Raw genomic sequence first — 15,893 nt, forward strand, 5'->3', positions numbered from 1 at the left:
CGTACAAAGCTTGTAAAAAATCTAATAATCATAAATTGATTTCGGCCTCAGCAATAACTTCCTTATCACCTCTACCAATGTAACTTATCTTTAGCTTGCCTTTACTTAAGTTAACATCCTGAGCATTGAGCTGAATAGCCATTTTTCTTTTCTTGATATTAGTATAAACTGCTACGCCACTAATTTCACCTATCTCAATAGGCTTTTTGTTTTGCTGAATATATTCCACTTTTAAATCTCCATATACGGAAGCATTACCTTCTCGGTTTATAGTAAAAGTTAATTCATTCTTTTTATTCTTCAAATCAAGAGACAAATCATTCAAGGTAGTTGTTGCACTAGTATTTCCCACTCGAATAATAATCGGAATACTGATACCAAAAACAGGAATTAATTTTACACTAACCGTTTTCAAAGTATCTTTAGCTTCTTTACCAAGTGGAACATAGTCATTTTCCGAACGAAAATAAATATGAGAACGGTATTCACCTTCTGGCATAGTACCAGTACGTTTCACTTGAAGCACTATTGACTGACCTTCTTTCGGCTCTAAAGTTACTTGACGAGGATAAATTCTCAAATAGGGATCTGCAAATGGAGCATCTTCGTCTGCAGTCTCAATAACTGTAAAACTACCATCTTCATTCATACGCCTTTGCACAAATGAAATAGAATACGTTGCCGTTTCATTACCAGTATTGGCTAAGCTCAAAACTTCTTTGAGATTTGTACCTTCGAACACAACCCTATTAGGTGTTACATATAAATTACCTTGGGCAAATACACTTAAACAAAAAAGGGATACAAATAGATTGACGAATACAATTAACTTTTTTTGCATTAATAGGGGTAGTATTTATAATAAGCTACAAAAATACAAAAAAACAAGGGGAATATACCCAAATAGCACATTCCTCTTATTTATGATATATTTTTTCTAGTTATAATCTACAGTAACATTAAATATACCTGTATAGTCTCCAGGTTTTTGAGTAGCATCAATATTTAGAGTCCCTCCTACTGCAAATGAATCAGTACCTGTTGTAGATAGTTTACTAACAACTGCATCAGCACTACCCCCACTAAAACGAGCTTTCAAATTATCAATAGTCATTGTAGCAAGGCCTGATCCTAAAGTTGCAGTCGTCAAACTTACTGTAGTAGGCAAAGTTAAAGCATAAGTCTCATTTGGCGTACCTGTTACATTATATTTTGCAGTGTTTGCAGATTGATTTGCATTTACAGCTGCCGCACTATTTGCTCCATAAACCCTAGTTGCATCTACAGCCGCCATAGAAACTGTACTTGCCCCAGCTGCAGTAAGAACAATAGTTCCAAAATCCAAGCCGTCTGTATCAGCATTTGCCAGACTCATTACTTTAATAAGTTTAGCATGTGCATTTGTCGTTTCAGTTGCTTCCGTCTGAGCGTTTACATTGTTTGAGAATAAAGCAATAGCTATTATAGCTAATAATGATAATTTTTTCATAATAATTGTAAGCTTAATGGTTAGGCGATAGAATTGGGCAATTTTATCTTTTTATTAATTTGTTTTTCTCGTAAAAACCAGAATAAAATGATTTGGTTTTTATTTCGAGCGCAAATAAAAATCAAAAAAAAAGAATCTGCAACTATTATCGTTAACTAACCATTAAACTCGTTGAAATACAAGGTTCTGTAGCTTTAGGGGTATAATTTAATGATCATCTAACAAAACCAGTAAACACCTAAGTAAAAAAAATCAGTTTTTTCATGGCACTATTTACGCAAGGCTCTAATATCAGCTTTATAGCACTACTAAAAATATATGATTTATTTTTTGAAACACTAACACTGGATTCAAGTTACAAATGCGGCTTTTTGGTTAAACATATAGTTTGGTGTTTCAAAATTAAATCTTTTCAGTTAGTCATTTGATTTCTCTACATTTAATCCTTTAAAATCAGTATTACGGAAGTATTTGAAGGAAAAAGTATACTAAACTTTATAAGAGAATTGCCAAATAATGAAGCTTGTAAAGCTTATTTGGCAAAAATTAAATGGAAAGACGGCTTTACTTGTATGAAATGTGGTCATACCAAAGGCTGTAAAAAATCTGGTTATAATTATCAATGTTATGGCTGTCAACACGCAGAAAGCTCTACAGCCAATACACTTTTCCATAAAGTGAAGTTTGGTTTGCACAAAGCGGTCTCTCTTATATTTGAAATGACTACCAGCAGCAAAACTGTTTCAAGTATTCAAATGGGAAAACGTTTTGATATTCGCCAAGGTACAGCTTGGTAGTTTATGCATAAAGTTAGAAAAGCAATGGAAAGTAGCCAGAAATATCCTTTATCAGAATTGGTTCATGTAGATGAGTTTACTGTGGGAGGAAAAGAGGAAGGAAAACAGGGAAGAAGTTATGATTCTAAAAAGAAAAAGGCAGTAATAGCAGTAGAATTAAACCATAAGCACCAAATAAAAAGGGTTTATTTGAAATCAAATTGATGACTATTCTTCCAAATCATTAACTCCAATTTTTGAAGAGCACATAAGTAATAATGCGCAAATAGTTACCGATAAATCGAGAGGATATGAACCTCTAAAAAAGCATTACAATATTGAGAAAAAATTAAGTGCTCAGGGGAAAAACTTCAAGGAATTACATATTGTGATTATGCAATTGAAATCTTGGATTAGAACTATACCAATACATGTTAGTAAATGGCACATTTAATCTTATTTTAATGAGTTTTGCTTTAGGATAAATCGTTCTCAATTTAAAACAAGTATTTTTCATAAAGCCATTGAAAGAATGGTAATTGCAAAACCAATTTTCCAGAGAGATATAAAACATACACTAAGCGTATAACTCAATAAATCTTTCTCTTGGACGGTTATTTAGTTTCTCTTGTATTTCTAAAATTCTTTCGATGGTTATTTCTTCTAATAATGTCGATTTAGGTATATATTGTCTTAAAAGTCCATTTAGATTTTCATATGCCCCACGCTCCATGGGCTGTAAGGATTTGCAAAATAAAAATCCATTTCTAGCGCTTTTGCGATTTCTTGATGCATTGCAAATTCTTTTCCATTATCAGATGTTATTGTAAACAAATAGGACTTCCAGTTCTGTAATAATTCAATGGTCATTTGTTTAACCAATTCACTTTCTTTAGACTTTATCTTTTTCATCCTTACCATTCCGGTGGCTCTATCATTTATAGTTACAATGGCTCCTTTGTGATTTTTACCGATTATAGTATCTATTTCTAGATCTCCAAAACGTTGCTTTAAATCAACAATTTTAGGGCGATCTTCAATGAGTCGCCTGTTACTTAAGACACCTCTGGAATCTTTAGCACTTCCTCTTTTTCTATACCTTTTCCCGGTTGTTCGTAGACTTAGATATAGATCCCCCTTTTCTTTTTTGTCTTTCCAAATATGTTGATAAATAGACTATGTTGAAAAACAAGATAATCCGTTTTTTGAGCAAACCCCAACTATTTGTTCCGGACTTAACTCCTGATGTAGGTATTCTTTAATCCTCTCTTTAATTTCTACTGTTAAATCATTTCTTTTGGGTTTTCCTTTTTGTCGCTTTTCATATTTTTGCTATGCTAAATCAGAATCATATTTGCCACTGCGTAAATCACAATTACGTTTTAGCTCTCGAGTCAATACCGACTTATCCTTTTTAATGAATAATGCTATTTCGCTCTTGCTAAAATTCCGCTCTAATAATACACTAATAGTATATCTTTGGTCACTGGTTAAATGGCTCATTATTTACAACTTTGGTCAGGAGTAAATAAAGACAATTTATTCCATTGGAAGGAGAAGACTTTAATGTCCTTTCTTTTGAAAAAATTATCTTATCTCTTTTCCTGAAAGTTGCATTAATTAATTGAATCTAGTAATACAAATTTAGATAGGTAGAAAAAAAAGGAGTCCGCGATTAATTATAATTAACAACAACCTCAATTCCGGAACCCAAATTAGTATATGCACCAACAGCTTGAACAGCACTCACATGTACGGTTGCCCCAAGGTATACTATTTCCATTCCGTCTGAAAGCACCTTTGATGCCGAAGTAGTAAACTCATCGACAACCATACTTTCTGACCCATTGTAAACTAAAATGTCGTTGGTAAGAAACGTAATACTATAAGCAGCATCCCCTTGACCTGTAACAGTAAAAACAGCTGCTGCAACCTTTTCAGACTCGCTCGCCATGGTAATATTGGAAGAACCTTTTCTCGAACCTGTATTTCCTGCACCTAACACAACATTACCTACCCCGCCTTTAGCAACAAATGTACCAAAATTTAAATCTGAGTTTTTAGCGATTTTAATAGGAGTTACTATCGTCGCTGAAGCAGTAGACCTAGCAGTCGCTTTAACAATACCTTGCGCACCCAAAATATTTGAAAAAACCGCTAGAAAAAGTATTTTTAATAAAGTAGTTTTTTTCATAATGCATTTTTTTAGCATATTCACCGTTTCTGTTTCAATTCGCTCCCCATTAAAACAACCTTACTAAAATTGCTGATTTTCAACAATTTAAACAGGATTTATTTCCAAAAAAAAAAACATTTCAAACTATAAATTCGCTATGCATTTTAATCTCTCTTAAAAATACGTATTAATTCGTTAAAACGTTTAATATAATCGACTAACTACATCATTTTGTAATAAAAGTACAACTTAACTTACTTTTAGCTTTATCTGCCTTAATCTAAGAGAACGAATTGATTTTCTCTTGACAAAAAAGCCGTGTATAGGGGCTATATTAAGGCTCTGCTTTTTCTTGCGTAAATCACAAAACTGAAAAAAAAACTAAAAATGTATATCGTGTGTACTTGTTAGCAAATGAAGGTATGAATGGATCAAGAACAAAACTATGCTGCTCCCCAAAAACCGTACAACTTTTTGTTGAAATTTAAGATAGAATTAAAAACCCTAAATTAGCAGAATTATGTCAAGAACAAGAAGAGTATATGGAAAAGAATTTAAAGCAAAAGTTGTTTTAGAGGCATTAAAGGAAACAGAAACCCTTGAGGTTTTAGCAAAGAAATACGAGTTATTATCGACTCGAATTTAGTCATGGAAAGCAGAAGCCATAAAGAATATTTCAGCTTTTTTTTCTCAAGAAAAAACGGTTGTTGTTAAAGATGAAATTCCAACTGAAAAACTCTTTGCAAGTATAGGTCAAATTACATTGGAGAATGATTTTCTAAAAAAAAAGTTACGCTAGTTTCATTGGAAGACAGAAAAAAAATGATTTATTCAAAGATGAAATTAAGTATTTCTAAACAATGTAAGTTGCTGTTTGTTAGTAGGAATTATTTCTATTATTCTCCTAAAGGCGAATTGGGAGAAAACTAAATAATAATGGATTTATTAAAAACTCAATATTTGGCAACTCCGTTTTATGGCTATCGAAAGATGTCGGTATGGCTTGAAGCAAAAGGTTTTAAAGTAAATGAAAAACGCGCACGAAGACTGATGCGCTTAGCCAATTGGCAAACCATTTACAGAGCACCACGCACCACAATTGCTATTAAAGCACACAAAAAATATCCATATTTATTGAAAGGATTGGAAATTACACATAAAAATCAGGTATGGGCTACCGATATTACTTATATCCCCATGAATAAAGGCTTTATGTGTCTTTGTGCCATCATAGATTTACATACCCGATATGTCTTGAGTTGGAGTACAAGCAACACAATGAGTGCTCAATGGTGTGCAGAAACATTGCAAGAAACAATAGATAAACATGGCGTACCAGAGATATTCAATACCGACCAAGGTAGTCAGTATACTAGTGAAATACACACCAGCATACTGATAATTAACAATATAAAGATTTCCATGGATGGCAAAGGAAGAGCAATAGATAATATATTTGTGGAGAGATTATGGCGAACCGTAAAATATGAAAATGTATATTTGCAGGCCTACACTAGTACAATTAGCCTGTACAACGGCCTTAAAAAGTATTTTGAATTATATAACGAAGAACGTTTTCATCAATCCTTAGATTATAGCACACCGAGTAAAATGTATTAAAAAAAACAAGTGGCATAAAATCAGAATAACTTTTTTGGCTTTTAAGGAGCCAAAAGTTATCTCCAATTATAGCCAGAAAACTGGAAAATAAAACTAAAAAACTATCTTAAGATTTTGAAAAAGTTGTCTTAGCAAAGCGTCGCATCATATTAGTAAACTTAGCTGAACCGGGTTAGCTTTCCTTACTTTCGTAAAATAAATATTCTCCGTTTTGAATAGCCCCATACAAAATTTCATTCCGGTAAAGCGGAAAAATTTCAGTACTTTCTTTTACTAAAATCCTCTTTACTTGACGAGTTCCGGGATTTTTGCAAAGTCCATTTTTTAAGTCGTAAAGGAATTTTGTTTTATCAGAAACTCCGTCTTTGACGTGATAAAATTTTAAGTTTTCGCTTAATAAATCTTCGTACTGTTTGATGTCACAAGTGTTAAACCCAGCATCAAACAGTATGCTGTCCTTAGATAAAATAGTTTTGTAAAGTTCTGAATTTTTGTTAATCTGGGCTTTGCTGATTGTACTAAAAATGATGGTAATAATGAAGCTTAAGATAATTTTTTTTGTCATAACCAATTTTATTTTGCTATAATTATATTTTCACCAAAGGTCAAAAAAGTACTTTTTTTACCCTAAAAAATTCCACGACAATAACCTGACAAATTCCCGACAAATTTCATATCAAATTGAAATCCAGTTTATAATAAAGAGTTTTATTTCTGTCTATTTCTATTGCATTACGAAGGGTAATGAATACATTGGACAAAACTATTAGTACTATAAGTAGTAGAGTAAACTTGTTTCCAAGTTTAAAAAAAATGCCCAACATAAATACAATAGGCGCAACAATTGTCCAAAGTATTTGAACAGAAATGAGTTGTTTTGTTAAGGCATTTTTTTGTTTCAGTACCAGCATAAGTATTAAAGGCACGAGAATGTTTAATAGCGGAATTACTGTAAATGGAATTGTTGAAAGATTGATTAATTTCAGATATGAATAGTTAATAGAAATACCTTCTTTCAGTGGTTCGTTTTCTTCAACAATGATGTTTTCTGCTTTCGTTTGTTGGGTGACTAATTCGCTTTCTTGTACTTCTAACACTTTAGCCAAAACCCGTAGAGTGTATCCTTTAGGATTTCTTCATGACTCAATCCGCTGAATCGTTCGTGCCGAAATACCTGATTTATCTGATAATTCTTCTTGAGTCAGATTTTTTAATTCTCTAATACTTTTTAGTTTTGACATGCTGTATTTTTAAAAACACCATTATTATCAGCTAGCTTAAAAAACTTCAAAGTTTCTCAAACTGCATTGCGAGTTGGTAAATATACTTGATTTGTAATACAAAAAACCGATTCATAAAACACTTCTCACTCTACCATTCAAACAATACAATCCATTAAGTAAACTACTACCGGCTCCGTTCAAAATAGGCTTCATTACTGGCTTTGAAAGTCCAACGAAGTCTAGACGTTCATTTGCTATTTTTCTTGTCCTTGCGATACTGCTGGTATTAAATAACCTTGCATAATCTTGTCAACTTGTTTGTGAGCTTGAGGTGTATTATATGCTGTCGAAGTAATTACAATTACAATAGGCTGGTCTTTGAAAATAAAAATTCGATTACCACCATTACCACTCGAATAGTAAACTTCATAGTCAACATCATTTATTTTGTATGTTTTATTCCAAAATAGATAACCATAATACTCGTCTTTTGATATTGTCATCTGGTGTGATAAACTTTTTTCTATCCAGTTTTAGGATAGAATTTGTTTTCCATTCCAAGCACCTTGATTTTTGTATAACTGTCCAAACTTCGCATAATCCAACGAACGCAATTGTAAACTACCTGCCGTATTAGCTACTTTTTGAGGTGTGAACTGCCATTTATAATTTGTAATGCCGAGAGGCTGAAACAGGTTTTTATCAGCATATTTCTGCAAACCATCGAGATCGACAAAATAAATCATGCCTTTATTACCGACTATGAATTCTACTTGCGCAGCGTTCGGAGTTGCGCCAACAACACCGCTGTCAAATACATCAAGAACTTCAGTAAAATCATCAAAATATGTTTGGCCAATAATTGGATTGACAGAAACCCTTTCAGTAACTACAAAGCCAAAGTCAGAGAAGTGGAACGCGTGTATTTATCAGAGGAAGAGATTCAAAATATCATCAACAAAGATTTCAAAACCGATAGATTATCACTAGTACGCGATATCTTCCTTTTTAGCTGCTTTACCAGCCTGGCTTACATTGATGTCAAAAATTTAACAAAGTCCCACATAAGCCTCGGTATTGATGGAGAAAAATGGATATTTACCCACCGTCAGAAAACAGAAACGGCTTCGAAGATTCCAATTCTTCCAATTACCCAAATGATTATTGATAAATACGAGAACCACCCGGAATGCTGCAATCAAAATAAATTATTACCCATCTTGAGCAACCAGAAAATGAATGCCTATTTAAAAGAGATTGCCGGCGTTTGTGAAATAGAAAAAGAACTCACCTTCCACATTGCCCGACATACTTTTGCTACGACGGTAACACTAACCAATGGAGTTCCTATTGAAAGCGTAAGCAAAATGCTTGGACATAAAAACTTGCGTACTACACAACATTACGCAAAGGTGTTGGATAAAAAAGTAAGTGAGGACATGATGATTTCGAGAAACAAAATGTTAAACAGCAACAATGATAAAATTATCAAAAAGGCCAATTAGAATTTTCACGAGTCGAATTTAGCACTTAGTGAGTTTAGAATAGTGTCTAGTCCTAAAAAAACGACACTGGATTTAAATTATCAAAAGCAAATAATACAGTGTGTAATTCTGCAATTGAAAACATTAAATTCTAGAATTAAACACTCTACATTCAACCTTAAATTAGCTAGAATTAAAAGCCCCTTACGTATTTATTTTTTTTTCTTAATACGTAAATAAAATAGTGTGTAATTCGCGAATCCAACACTATAACTTTGCTTAAACCACTAAAAAAAGAGGCAATAAAGACTATTATATCTTCTAAAATCGAATCACGACAACATCAAAGGAAAGTAATTTTATACTTGAAAAACACCTTGTATATAAACCTCTCAAAAGTTTTTAATAACTTTAATTGCTTTCCATAGGAACCCTTAACTGTTGTAAGCAAGTTTTATTATCTTCAAATTTATTAATTTCTACAATCAATCATAATTGTTCCAGCTTGGCAGATATACACCTCATTAACTTTTGAATTACCTTCATAATGGTCTTTCAAATTTTGTTTTAATTCTTCATATTCTCCATTTTCTACAACTTTTTGAATTTTAATGTTTATTAATCTTCCAATTGGTGTAATTGTGTACAACCCGTCACTTGTCGTTTTTATATGCTCTGTACCTCCAAGCATTCCATAACTTTCGTAAGTTGTTTGTAAAGATTCAACAAAAGAATCAGTTTCTTTAAACAATTCACTTTTACTTGGAGAACAACCAATTATTAAAAATAAATAAACGGTTAGAATTAGTATTTTACTTTTCATATTTTAATTTTAGATTTTACTGCTCATTAAAGACTTCAAAAAAACCACTACGAAAGGTGGTTAAAATTATAAACCTACGAATTCATCTGCTTTAACTGCTAAAGCTTTTTCAAGAGTAACTTTTAAATCACTACAAACTTTTTTCATGTCGGACATTGCTTGACCAGAAGATTTTGTGTTATGCCATAAAGTTGTATCGGGTAAATGATGAATTTTTGCATGGGCTCCTAATTTAAAATTATCATAATAATTTAAACCTAGTAGTGCAGCTTTTACTTCTGGATTTTTTGCGCTAACATCATAAGATATTAATACTTTTGAAACTGTTGTTTCCATATTTTTAAAATTTAAATTTTCGAAATTTACAATAACTAAATTCTAAATCAATACGGTTTTCCGTAACTGTTTCATTTTTTTAGATTGTATAAGTTTTCCAAAAGATCTCATTTTGCAGATTCGTTTTTTGGAACTTGCTAACAACAGCTAAGGGTTCGTTGGGCCTACAAAGCCAATAATAACCCTTAGTTGTTGTATGTCGTAAATAAAAGCTTTTCAAATCATTGTTACAATACCCATTTTTAGTGATATATTGAGAAATTTAATTTGAAGCGAAGCGGTAATTCCACTAAATAACACACTATATCAAAACGGTTGGACACAGTACTTATTTTTTCGGAGCAATTTCATAAATAATACTCACACAATCATCAACGTCTCCACAACGGTGCCAGTCTTCTTTTGAAGTAACGGAACAATATATTGCGTACTCGGTTCTTACATGTTGATTTTCTATATTAATGGTTAATTTATTAAAGTTCTATTGAAATCCTCCTGACTCTTTTACAATAACCCCATAGTTACTTAATCTCTGCGGTTCCGTTCAACCGCGGTTCCTTGTTGGCTTTCCAATTCCAACGACCTTAGCTGTTAACTGTAGTGCTTCGTTCTTTTGTAAATAGTAGAGATTTGTTTTATAAAATAATATTAGTTTGATTTTTCGGTTTCTAAATCGTTAGAATTTAAGCTTTTACAAGAACTATTTTAATTGTATGATGTTATAATTTGATCTTCTTCACTGTAAAAACAAGACGGCGTATAATCATCCCAACAAAACTGATAATGAATACCGTTTCCATAATTAGATGGATTTATAGTATTTGGTTTTCCCCTTTGATAAACAAGCATTTCATACGTCATTCCAATCCATATTTCTCTATCTGCTAAGCTTTTACAATCTTTTCTTGACCATCCTGGGTGCCTTTTTTGAATTTTACCTGCTTTACTACTATACCATTCTTTATCAGCTTCTTTTTCTTTTACTTATATTTTTTTAAGATTAACCTTGTCAATAGCTTCAATATTTCTTGAAAGCTCTTCACTTTTTGATTTTAGTTTAATAGAATAATCATTCAGCTGCTTAGCAAATTTTAATTTCAATTCAGGGTCTTTAATCTCCTTGAAAATAGAATTAATTGAATCAATATTCGTGTAAAATAATGATGTTTTAATACTTGCTAACGAAGTATCAAAAAGAAAATTAGATTTGATTTCGTCTTGTTTTTCCTTGTCAGATTTACACGATACAAATCCTAAGATAAATACCATTAATACAATTATAAATTTCTTCATTTATTCGATTATTTAAGTTTATTCAATATTTTAATCGCTTCATATTTTTGAGAAAAACTGTCTTTTGCAATACTTTGTCCAAATTTATTTATTAAAGAGTAAATAAACATACTTTAATATTTTTTAATTGTAGATTCAAATTTTATCGCGCAGGCATTATAGTTAACGTTTTGCCACTTGGAGATGGCTGGAAATCCGTAACCGTTCAATTTTCGGCTTAACGAAAACTTCATGCGAAACGGTAATTCCACTAAATGGCAGCTAGCTCAAAGCATCAATGTAAAAGCATAACTTTGAGAGTACTAAAAACGAAGATTATGCAATTACAAGACGCCTTTTCTATTCCAAAGATATTCATTGGTTTAGATATTCACAAAAAAAGCTGGACAGTTTCTATCCAAACAGATTTATTTTTTCACAAGACCTATTCGATGCCTTCTAATGCTGAGGATTTGTATTTATATGTGGAGCGAACATTTCCAGATCACGCCGTTGATTTAGTTTATGAAGCGGGTTGTTGCGGATTCAGCGTGGCTCGATATTTTTTAAACTTGGGATGGAACGTTCTAGTTGTTAATCCCTCAGATGTAAAGAGAGGAGATAAAGAGCGCTATCAAAAAACTGACGCCTTAGATTCTAAAAACTTGTCCAATCAATTAAAATCAGGTGTTCTAAGAGGTGTTTTTATTCCCACCGAAGAGTACGAACAATTTACGACCTTGGCTCGCCATAGAACGCAAGTGACCAAGAAACTGCGACAAACCAAATCACATATCAAAAGTATGTTGCTGTTTCATGGAATTAAAGTTCCTGAAGAGTTTGATAATTCTAATTGGAGTAAAGCTTTTATTGCGTGGTTAGAGGATATTAAATTCAGTAGCTCTTGTGGAGATTTAGCCTTGCAAGGAAAAATACGAATGTTCAAGTTTATCAAATCAGAATATTTAGAAATTGCCAATCAAATGCGTGCTTATTGCAGAAAAAATAATAAGAAAGATTACAATCTTTTGAAAAGTATTCCAGGAATAGGAGGCTATCTAGCAAGTGTAATCTTGGCAGAATGTGGAGATTTACGTCGATTCAATAACGAAGGGTAGTTTAGTTCCTACATCGGATTAGTTCCTGGAATGTATAACAGTGGAGAGTCAGAAAAGTGTTTAGGAATTACGCCAAGGAGTCGCTCACAATTACGCAGTTATTTAGTCGAAGCGGCTTGGATAGCCATTAGAAAAGATACCGAAATGCAGAATTATTAACGAAAACATCAAGGTAAAAACGTAAAGAGTGTCATTATAAATTAGCCCATAAAATGGCAAGAAGAATTTTATCAGTTATTAAAACCGAAACCGCATATCAAATTAATAGAAATATAGTCCCGATAGCTATCGGGGTAGAATAGTAAAAATAACCTTCTTAACAAGCTCAACCATACAAGAAAAATAGACTACAAAACCGCCATGGTGGTTCCGTTAAATGAATCCACATCTCAAAGTAGGTAGCTATTTTATTTATTGCTTCGCCAGTTCGAGCGGAGCTCTTGGATCTTACAATCATACCGATGCTGGTGGCTGCCATAAGCAGACCACATATAGGAGTGTGAGCTTTAAGATTATTAAAAGATATATTATGAAGTAAAAGAGAAAATAATTCTGGGCATCATTGAAAAAGTTAGAATAACTTTTTCAGTCCTAAGCCTTCGGCGGACAAAAAGTTGGTTTCCAACTTTTCCAACAAGCCGCTGGAGCGGAATTTTATACTCGAAAAATAACCGACATATAACCCTCTTAAAAGTTGTTGAAAACTTAATGATGCTTTACATAGGAATGGCGGTTATGCAACGTTTTTTATTTCATTATCAATGTATAATTGCTTGGATTTAAGTCTTGTTTCAGCATTGCTTTTTCATAAAGGTCAAAATGATATTTATTATAGTCAACCATTTCTAAATCTATTTTACTACCTGTGTGAACAGATGCTACATCTCCCATTTTTGTTTCTCTTTTTAGATTATCCCAACGACCCTTAGCTATTAGCGGATGGTTATTTTCTACATTCCGCTTAAACCGCAAATATTTTACATTTTGTTACCTTCTATTTTATAAATTTAACTAATTCTGATTTTCTTGAATTATACTCTTCTGCTGTAATAAGACCTAATTCCATTTTATCTTTTTCAGATTTCAATTGCACCATAGCTTCTTCCGAAGTCATTTTATGTTCTCCAATTTCTCCAATTTCAACTCCATATTCTAATCTTACTTGAATATTATGACCAACACCATCTAAATTTGCAGATATAGAAAAGCCTTTCTTTTTATCTCCTTCAATAACAAAATATTTAATTTTTAAAGCAGTTTTTGCAATAGTTCTTGAATAAACATTGTAGTCGAAGTTTTTTTGTTCTTGTTGACTAAGTGCAAGCATTTCAAATGTTGTCATTCTAATTGACATTGACGAGAAAATTTGACCATTTATAGGTTTGTCAATTTTGAGTACATCGCCGATTTTAAATGAAGTACCATTTTCACTGATATATTCTATAATATCTTCTTTATTAATGTCACTCTTCTTTTGTGCGTTTTTAACTTGTTCATATTTTAGAACTTGTGCAGTCATATTAAAACCGCTAATCAACATAATTGTAATTAATAAAATTCCTTTCATTTCCTTTTTTTGATTTTTAATTAAATGTTTTGTTTATAATACTCATTTTGAGTTTCGTTTTGGTATTGTTGTTAATTCCAACTTTTACACTTCTGTTTTATTTTTTCTGCGGAAATAAATACATTTTTTTTAACTGTAAATTTCCTGCGTTGCTCGTAACTATCCACTAACGGGTTGCTGCTTTGAGATGGCTGAAAAATCGTAACCGCTCAATTTTCGGCTTAACGAAAACTTGATGCGAAACGATAATTCCACTAAATTCCAGCTATATCAAAACAGCTGTTAGGCAATGTTATTCTAGTAATTTATTTCCGTCTATTTTATAACCAATTGCCTTCAACTCTTTCGCTACGGAAAGTTTCCAATTTCCACTATTATCATAGGGAATATATAAAACACCTTGATAATCAGAAGGAATTTCGAAATTATCAACTTGTTCATGTAGAACAACTACACATTCTCTTCCAATTTTACCTATAAAAAAACCTAATTCAAAAATCACATTTTGTCTTGCTCGGAAAGAAGCATTTTCGACTTCTTCATTTTTACTAAAAGCTACGTCATCTGCAGATAATAATACAATTGCAAAAGATACGTTTGAGTAATCATTAAATTTTTCGATTATTGTTTTGCCTTTATTAGGTTGCTCATGAAGAATAATAGGTTTTAAATCTATTTTTTCTAAAAATCTTGCCGAAGACTGTTTCATTTCTTCGTTGTGACCATGAACGATAAAAATATTTTCTGATAATTCTGAATTTAGAGTTTCTAGATTTTGGCTACCGTCTAAGACATTTGATAAATTTACGTCTTCTAACATTACATTGATCAAATTTATAAGTTCTCTTTTTCCGCTTTCAAATGTTGAGTTGTAAATACTTCTATCCATTCCACTCCAAACTATTGAAGGACTAAATCTAATTTTATTCAATTTAGCTATATATTCAGATTTGTCTCCAAAAACTTTTTTGGCAATCATTTCAGACCTTTTTTTTACTTTATCAAGATTATCATCATTATAAGTTAAAGCTGTTGCTTCACTTAAAAGACTTTCAATTAATTCAATTTTGGTTTTGGTCATATTTAGTTTTTTATAATATTACCTAACTTGTCAATAGCATCAAAAACTTATACTTTTTTTTTAAAGTTTCAAATCAATTTGCGCTATTTATAGCAGCTCGTAAATAAAGGCTGTTCTAATTATTATTACAATACCCACTTTTAGTGATATTCGTACATTTCTATAAAGTAAAAGTAATGCGTTATAATTTTAGTTCTTTCCGGTTTCCCTCACTATCAAAAAAAATCGCATAAAAACAAACACCTCTCACTATCTTTCTATTTCTATTTCCATTTCTTTCTCCTCCAACTATCATTATAAAAATAATTCTTCCTAAACTCATAAAGGGGTACCCCTTATGAAAACTCCAAGTAAGTATATCACAACTAGCTCTATTATTTCATTCCATACCTCAAATGTAAAATGAGTAAGTATGGTTCCTTTTACGAGCAACTCAGAAATTTCGTTTTCGACAACTCTTCCTCCTGAATAGACAACAAATATTCCCAAATCGACAAGTACTCCCAAATTGACAACAAACGCTCCCGAATTGACAAGTCCTATTCCGATATGACAATAAATACTCCCGAATTGACAACTATTTATCCCGAAATGACAAGTCCGCTCCCAAATTGACAACAAATACTCCCGAATTGACAACTCTTTCTCCTGAATAGACAACAAATATTCCCAAATCGACAAATACTCCCGAAATGACAACTCCCCTCCCGAATCAACAACAAATACTTCCGAATTGACAACTATATCTTTAAGCAGTAACCAGATAAAATATAGAAGTATATTTAAATTCAATGCATCTCATTCAAATTCAAACAATCCTAAAATTATACTCATAAAACTAATTTAAGACCATAATCGAACTTAATTTCCCCTATTCAATTCCCGAATTGAACACTATACTTTTAGCTTCAAATAATTTATTTTGATA

17 protein-coding genes and 5 pseudogenes are annotated in these 15,893 nt (G+C 32.0%); 6 read left to right on the forward strand and 16 right to left on the reverse strand.

The window, feature by feature from the left end; translation table 11 throughout:
* Positions 1 to 28 precede the first annotated feature (28 nt).
* Positions 29 to 742: a fimbrial biogenesis chaperone gene (locus BLV35_RS18190; RefSeq protein WP_245712105.1), complete on the reverse strand. Its 714-nt coding sequence runs from the start codon at positions 740 to 742 to the stop codon at positions 29 to 31.
* A 195-nt stretch (positions 743 to 937) separates the two neighbouring features.
* On the reverse strand, positions 938 to 1,489 hold the full coding sequence (locus BLV35_RS18195; RefSeq protein ID WP_091093580.1) for a DUF4402 domain-containing protein: 552 nt from the start codon (positions 1,487 to 1,489) through the stop codon (positions 938 to 940).
* A 458-nt stretch (positions 1,490 to 1,947) separates the two neighbouring features.
* On the opposite strand from BLV35_RS18195, the pseudogene BLV35_RS18200 reads away from it, so the two are divergent.
* Positions 1,948 to 2,854, forward strand: a pseudogene (locus tag BLV35_RS18200) (IS1595 family transposase).
* 116 nt (positions 2,855 to 2,970) lie between these two features.
* Here the strand turns inward: BLV35_RS18200 and BLV35_RS19185 are convergent.
* The 3 genes from BLV35_RS19185 to BLV35_RS18215 form a co-directional block, all read right to left on the reverse strand.
* Complete coding sequence (locus BLV35_RS19185) at positions 2,971 to 3,438, reverse strand: IS30 family transposase (RefSeq protein WP_143031886.1); 468 nt, start codon at positions 3,436 to 3,438, stop codon at positions 2,971 to 2,973.
* Between the two features lie 159 nt (positions 3,439 to 3,597).
* Entirely contained in the window at positions 3,598 to 3,768 is a 171-nt protein-coding gene (locus tag BLV35_RS19780; RefSeq protein ID WP_091093584.1) for a helix-turn-helix domain-containing protein, read from the reverse strand.
* A 172-nt stretch (positions 3,769 to 3,940) separates the two neighbouring features.
* The gene (locus BLV35_RS18215) at positions 3,941 to 4,459 is read right to left on the reverse strand and encodes a DUF4402 domain-containing protein (protein ID WP_176980658.1); all 519 of its coding nucleotides are present in this window, start codon (positions 4,457 to 4,459) and stop codon (positions 3,941 to 3,943) included.
* Between the two features lie 502 nt (positions 4,460 to 4,961).
* Between BLV35_RS18215 and BLV35_RS19675 the strand changes: the two genes are divergently transcribed.
* Both BLV35_RS19675 and BLV35_RS18220 read left to right on the forward strand, forming a co-directional pair.
* The gene (locus BLV35_RS19675; protein WP_262488542.1) at positions 4,962 to 5,087 is read left to right on the forward strand and encodes a hypothetical protein; all 126 of its coding nucleotides are present in this window, start codon (positions 4,962 to 4,964) and stop codon (positions 5,085 to 5,087) included.
* A gap of 290 nt (positions 5,088 to 5,377) precedes the next feature.
* Positions 5,378 to 6,058, forward strand: a pseudogene (locus BLV35_RS18220) (IS3 family transposase); the annotation flags it as partial.
* Between the two features lie 175 nt (positions 6,059 to 6,233).
* Here the strand turns inward: BLV35_RS18220 and BLV35_RS18225 are convergent.
* The 4 genes and pseudogenes from BLV35_RS18225 to BLV35_RS19600 form a co-directional block, all read right to left on the reverse strand.
* Positions 6,234 to 6,626: a nuclear transport factor 2 family protein gene (locus BLV35_RS18225; protein WP_245712106.1), complete on the reverse strand. Its 393-nt coding sequence runs from the start codon at positions 6,624 to 6,626 to the stop codon at positions 6,234 to 6,236.
* Between the two features lie 106 nt (positions 6,627 to 6,732).
* Positions 6,733 to 7,302 (reverse strand): annotated as a pseudogene (locus BLV35_RS18230) (helix-turn-helix domain-containing protein).
* 236 nt (positions 7,303 to 7,538) lie between these two features.
* On the reverse strand, positions 7,539 to 7,787 hold the full coding sequence (locus BLV35_RS19355; RefSeq protein ID WP_176980659.1) for a hypothetical protein: 249 nt from the start codon (positions 7,785 to 7,787) through the stop codon (positions 7,539 to 7,541).
* Positions 7,788 to 7,817: 30 nt separating this feature from the next.
* The gene (locus tag BLV35_RS19600; protein ID WP_245712109.1) at positions 7,818 to 8,030 is read right to left on the reverse strand and encodes a hypothetical protein; all 213 of its coding nucleotides are present in this window, start codon (positions 8,028 to 8,030) and stop codon (positions 7,818 to 7,820) included.
* Positions 8,031 to 8,036: 6 nt separating this feature from the next.
* On the opposite strand from BLV35_RS19600, the pseudogene BLV35_RS19785 reads away from it, so the two are divergent.
* Both BLV35_RS19785 and BLV35_RS18240 read left to right on the forward strand, forming a co-directional pair.
* Positions 8,037 to 8,120, forward strand: a pseudogene (locus tag BLV35_RS19785) (hypothetical protein); the annotation flags it as partial.
* Between the two features lie 15 nt (positions 8,121 to 8,135).
* Positions 8,136 to 8,789, forward strand: coding sequence for a site-specific integrase (locus BLV35_RS18240; protein WP_394331051.1), 654 nt, complete (start codon positions 8,136 to 8,138; stop codon positions 8,787 to 8,789).
* A 451-nt stretch (positions 8,790 to 9,240) separates the two neighbouring features.
* Here the strand turns inward: BLV35_RS18240 and BLV35_RS18245 are convergent, their stop codons facing one another.
* The 3 genes from BLV35_RS18245 to BLV35_RS18255 form a co-directional block, all read right to left on the reverse strand.
* Positions 9,241 to 9,591: a hypothetical protein gene (locus tag BLV35_RS18245; RefSeq protein ID WP_091093591.1), complete on the reverse strand. Its 351-nt coding sequence runs from the start codon at positions 9,589 to 9,591 to the stop codon at positions 9,241 to 9,243.
* A gap of 66 nt (positions 9,592 to 9,657) precedes the next feature.
* Positions 9,658 to 9,927, reverse strand: coding sequence for a hypothetical protein (locus tag BLV35_RS18250; protein WP_091093593.1), 270 nt, complete (start codon positions 9,925 to 9,927; stop codon positions 9,658 to 9,660).
* Between the two features lie 984 nt (positions 9,928 to 10,911).
* Positions 10,912 to 11,220, reverse strand: a complete 309-nt coding sequence (locus BLV35_RS18255; protein WP_091093595.1) for a hypothetical protein — start codon at positions 11,218 to 11,220, stop codon at positions 10,912 to 10,914.
* Between the two features lie 317 nt (positions 11,221 to 11,537).
* Here BLV35_RS18255 and BLV35_RS18260 point away from each other — a divergent pair.
* Positions 11,538 to 12,476: pseudogene (locus tag BLV35_RS18260) on the forward strand (IS110 family transposase).
* A 588-nt stretch (positions 12,477 to 13,064) separates the two neighbouring features.
* Here BLV35_RS18260 and BLV35_RS18265 read toward each other — a convergent pair.
* The 4 genes from BLV35_RS18265 to BLV35_RS18280 all read right to left on the reverse strand — a co-directional run bounded on the left by BLV35_RS18265 (position 13,065) and on the right by BLV35_RS18280 (position 15,757).
* Positions 13,065 to 13,289, reverse strand: a complete 225-nt coding sequence (locus BLV35_RS18265) for a hypothetical protein (protein WP_091093597.1) — start codon at positions 13,287 to 13,289, stop codon at positions 13,065 to 13,067.
* A 22-nt stretch (positions 13,290 to 13,311) separates the two neighbouring features.
* Entirely contained in the window at positions 13,312 to 13,884 is a 573-nt protein-coding gene (locus BLV35_RS18270; RefSeq protein ID WP_091093598.1) for a hypothetical protein, read from the reverse strand.
* Positions 13,885 to 14,176: 292 nt separating this feature from the next.
* Entirely contained in the window at positions 14,177 to 14,965 is a 789-nt protein-coding gene (locus tag BLV35_RS18275) for a TIR domain-containing protein (protein ID WP_091093600.1), read from the reverse strand.
* A 318-nt stretch (positions 14,966 to 15,283) separates the two neighbouring features.
* Positions 15,284 to 15,757 carry a hypothetical protein gene (locus BLV35_RS18280; protein WP_091093602.1) on the reverse strand — a complete coding sequence of 158 codons (474 nt, stop codon included), beginning with the start codon at positions 15,755 to 15,757 and terminating at the stop codon, positions 15,284 to 15,286.
* Positions 15,758 to 15,893 lie beyond the last annotated feature (136 nt).

Origin of the sequence: Flavobacterium gillisiae (assembly GCF_900107635.1) — a bacterium.
Classification (GTDB): Bacteria; Bacteroidota; Bacteroidia; order Flavobacteriales; family Flavobacteriaceae; genus Flavobacterium; species Flavobacterium gillisiae.

Coding starts and splice junctions, on each gene's coding strand:
- BLV35_RS18195 (WP_091093580.1), bottom strand. CDS start 1,489: ATGAAAAAATTATCATTATTAGCTATAATAGCTATTGCTTTATTCTCA.
- BLV35_RS19780 (WP_091093584.1), bottom strand. CDS start 3,768: ATGAGCCATTTAACCAGTGACCAAAGATATACTATTAGTGTATTATTA.
- BLV35_RS18215 (WP_176980658.1), bottom strand. CDS start 4,459: ATGAAAAAAACTACTTTATTAAAAATACTTTTTCTAGCGGTTTTTTCA.
- BLV35_RS19675 (WP_262488542.1), top strand. CDS start 4,962: ATGTCAAGAACAAGAAGAGTATATGGAAAAGAATTTAAAGCAAAAGTT.
- BLV35_RS18225 (WP_245712106.1), bottom strand. CDS start 6,626: ATGACAAAAAAAATTATCTTAAGCTTCATTATTACCATCATTTTTAGT.
- BLV35_RS19355 (WP_176980659.1), bottom strand. CDS start 7,787: ATGACAATATCAAAAGACGAGTATTATGGTTATCTATTTTGGAATAAA.
- BLV35_RS19600 (WP_245712109.1), bottom strand. CDS start 8,030: ATGATTTATTTTGTCGATCTCGATGGTTTGCAGAAATATGCTGATAAA.
- BLV35_RS18245 (WP_091093591.1), bottom strand. CDS start 9,591: ATGAAAAGTAAAATACTAATTCTAACCGTTTATTTATTTTTAATAATT.
- BLV35_RS18250 (WP_091093593.1), bottom strand. CDS start 9,927: ATGGAAACAACAGTTTCAAAAGTATTAATATCTTATGATGTTAGCGCA.
- BLV35_RS18255 (WP_091093595.1), bottom strand. CDS start 11,220: ATGAAGAAATTTATAATTGTATTAATGGTATTTATCTTAGGATTTGTA.
- BLV35_RS18270 (WP_091093598.1), bottom strand. CDS start 13,884: ATGAAAGGAATTTTATTAATTACAATTATGTTGATTAGCGGTTTTAAT.
- BLV35_RS18275 (WP_091093600.1), bottom strand. CDS start 14,965: ATGACCAAAACCAAAATTGAATTAATTGAAAGTCTTTTAAGTGAAGCA.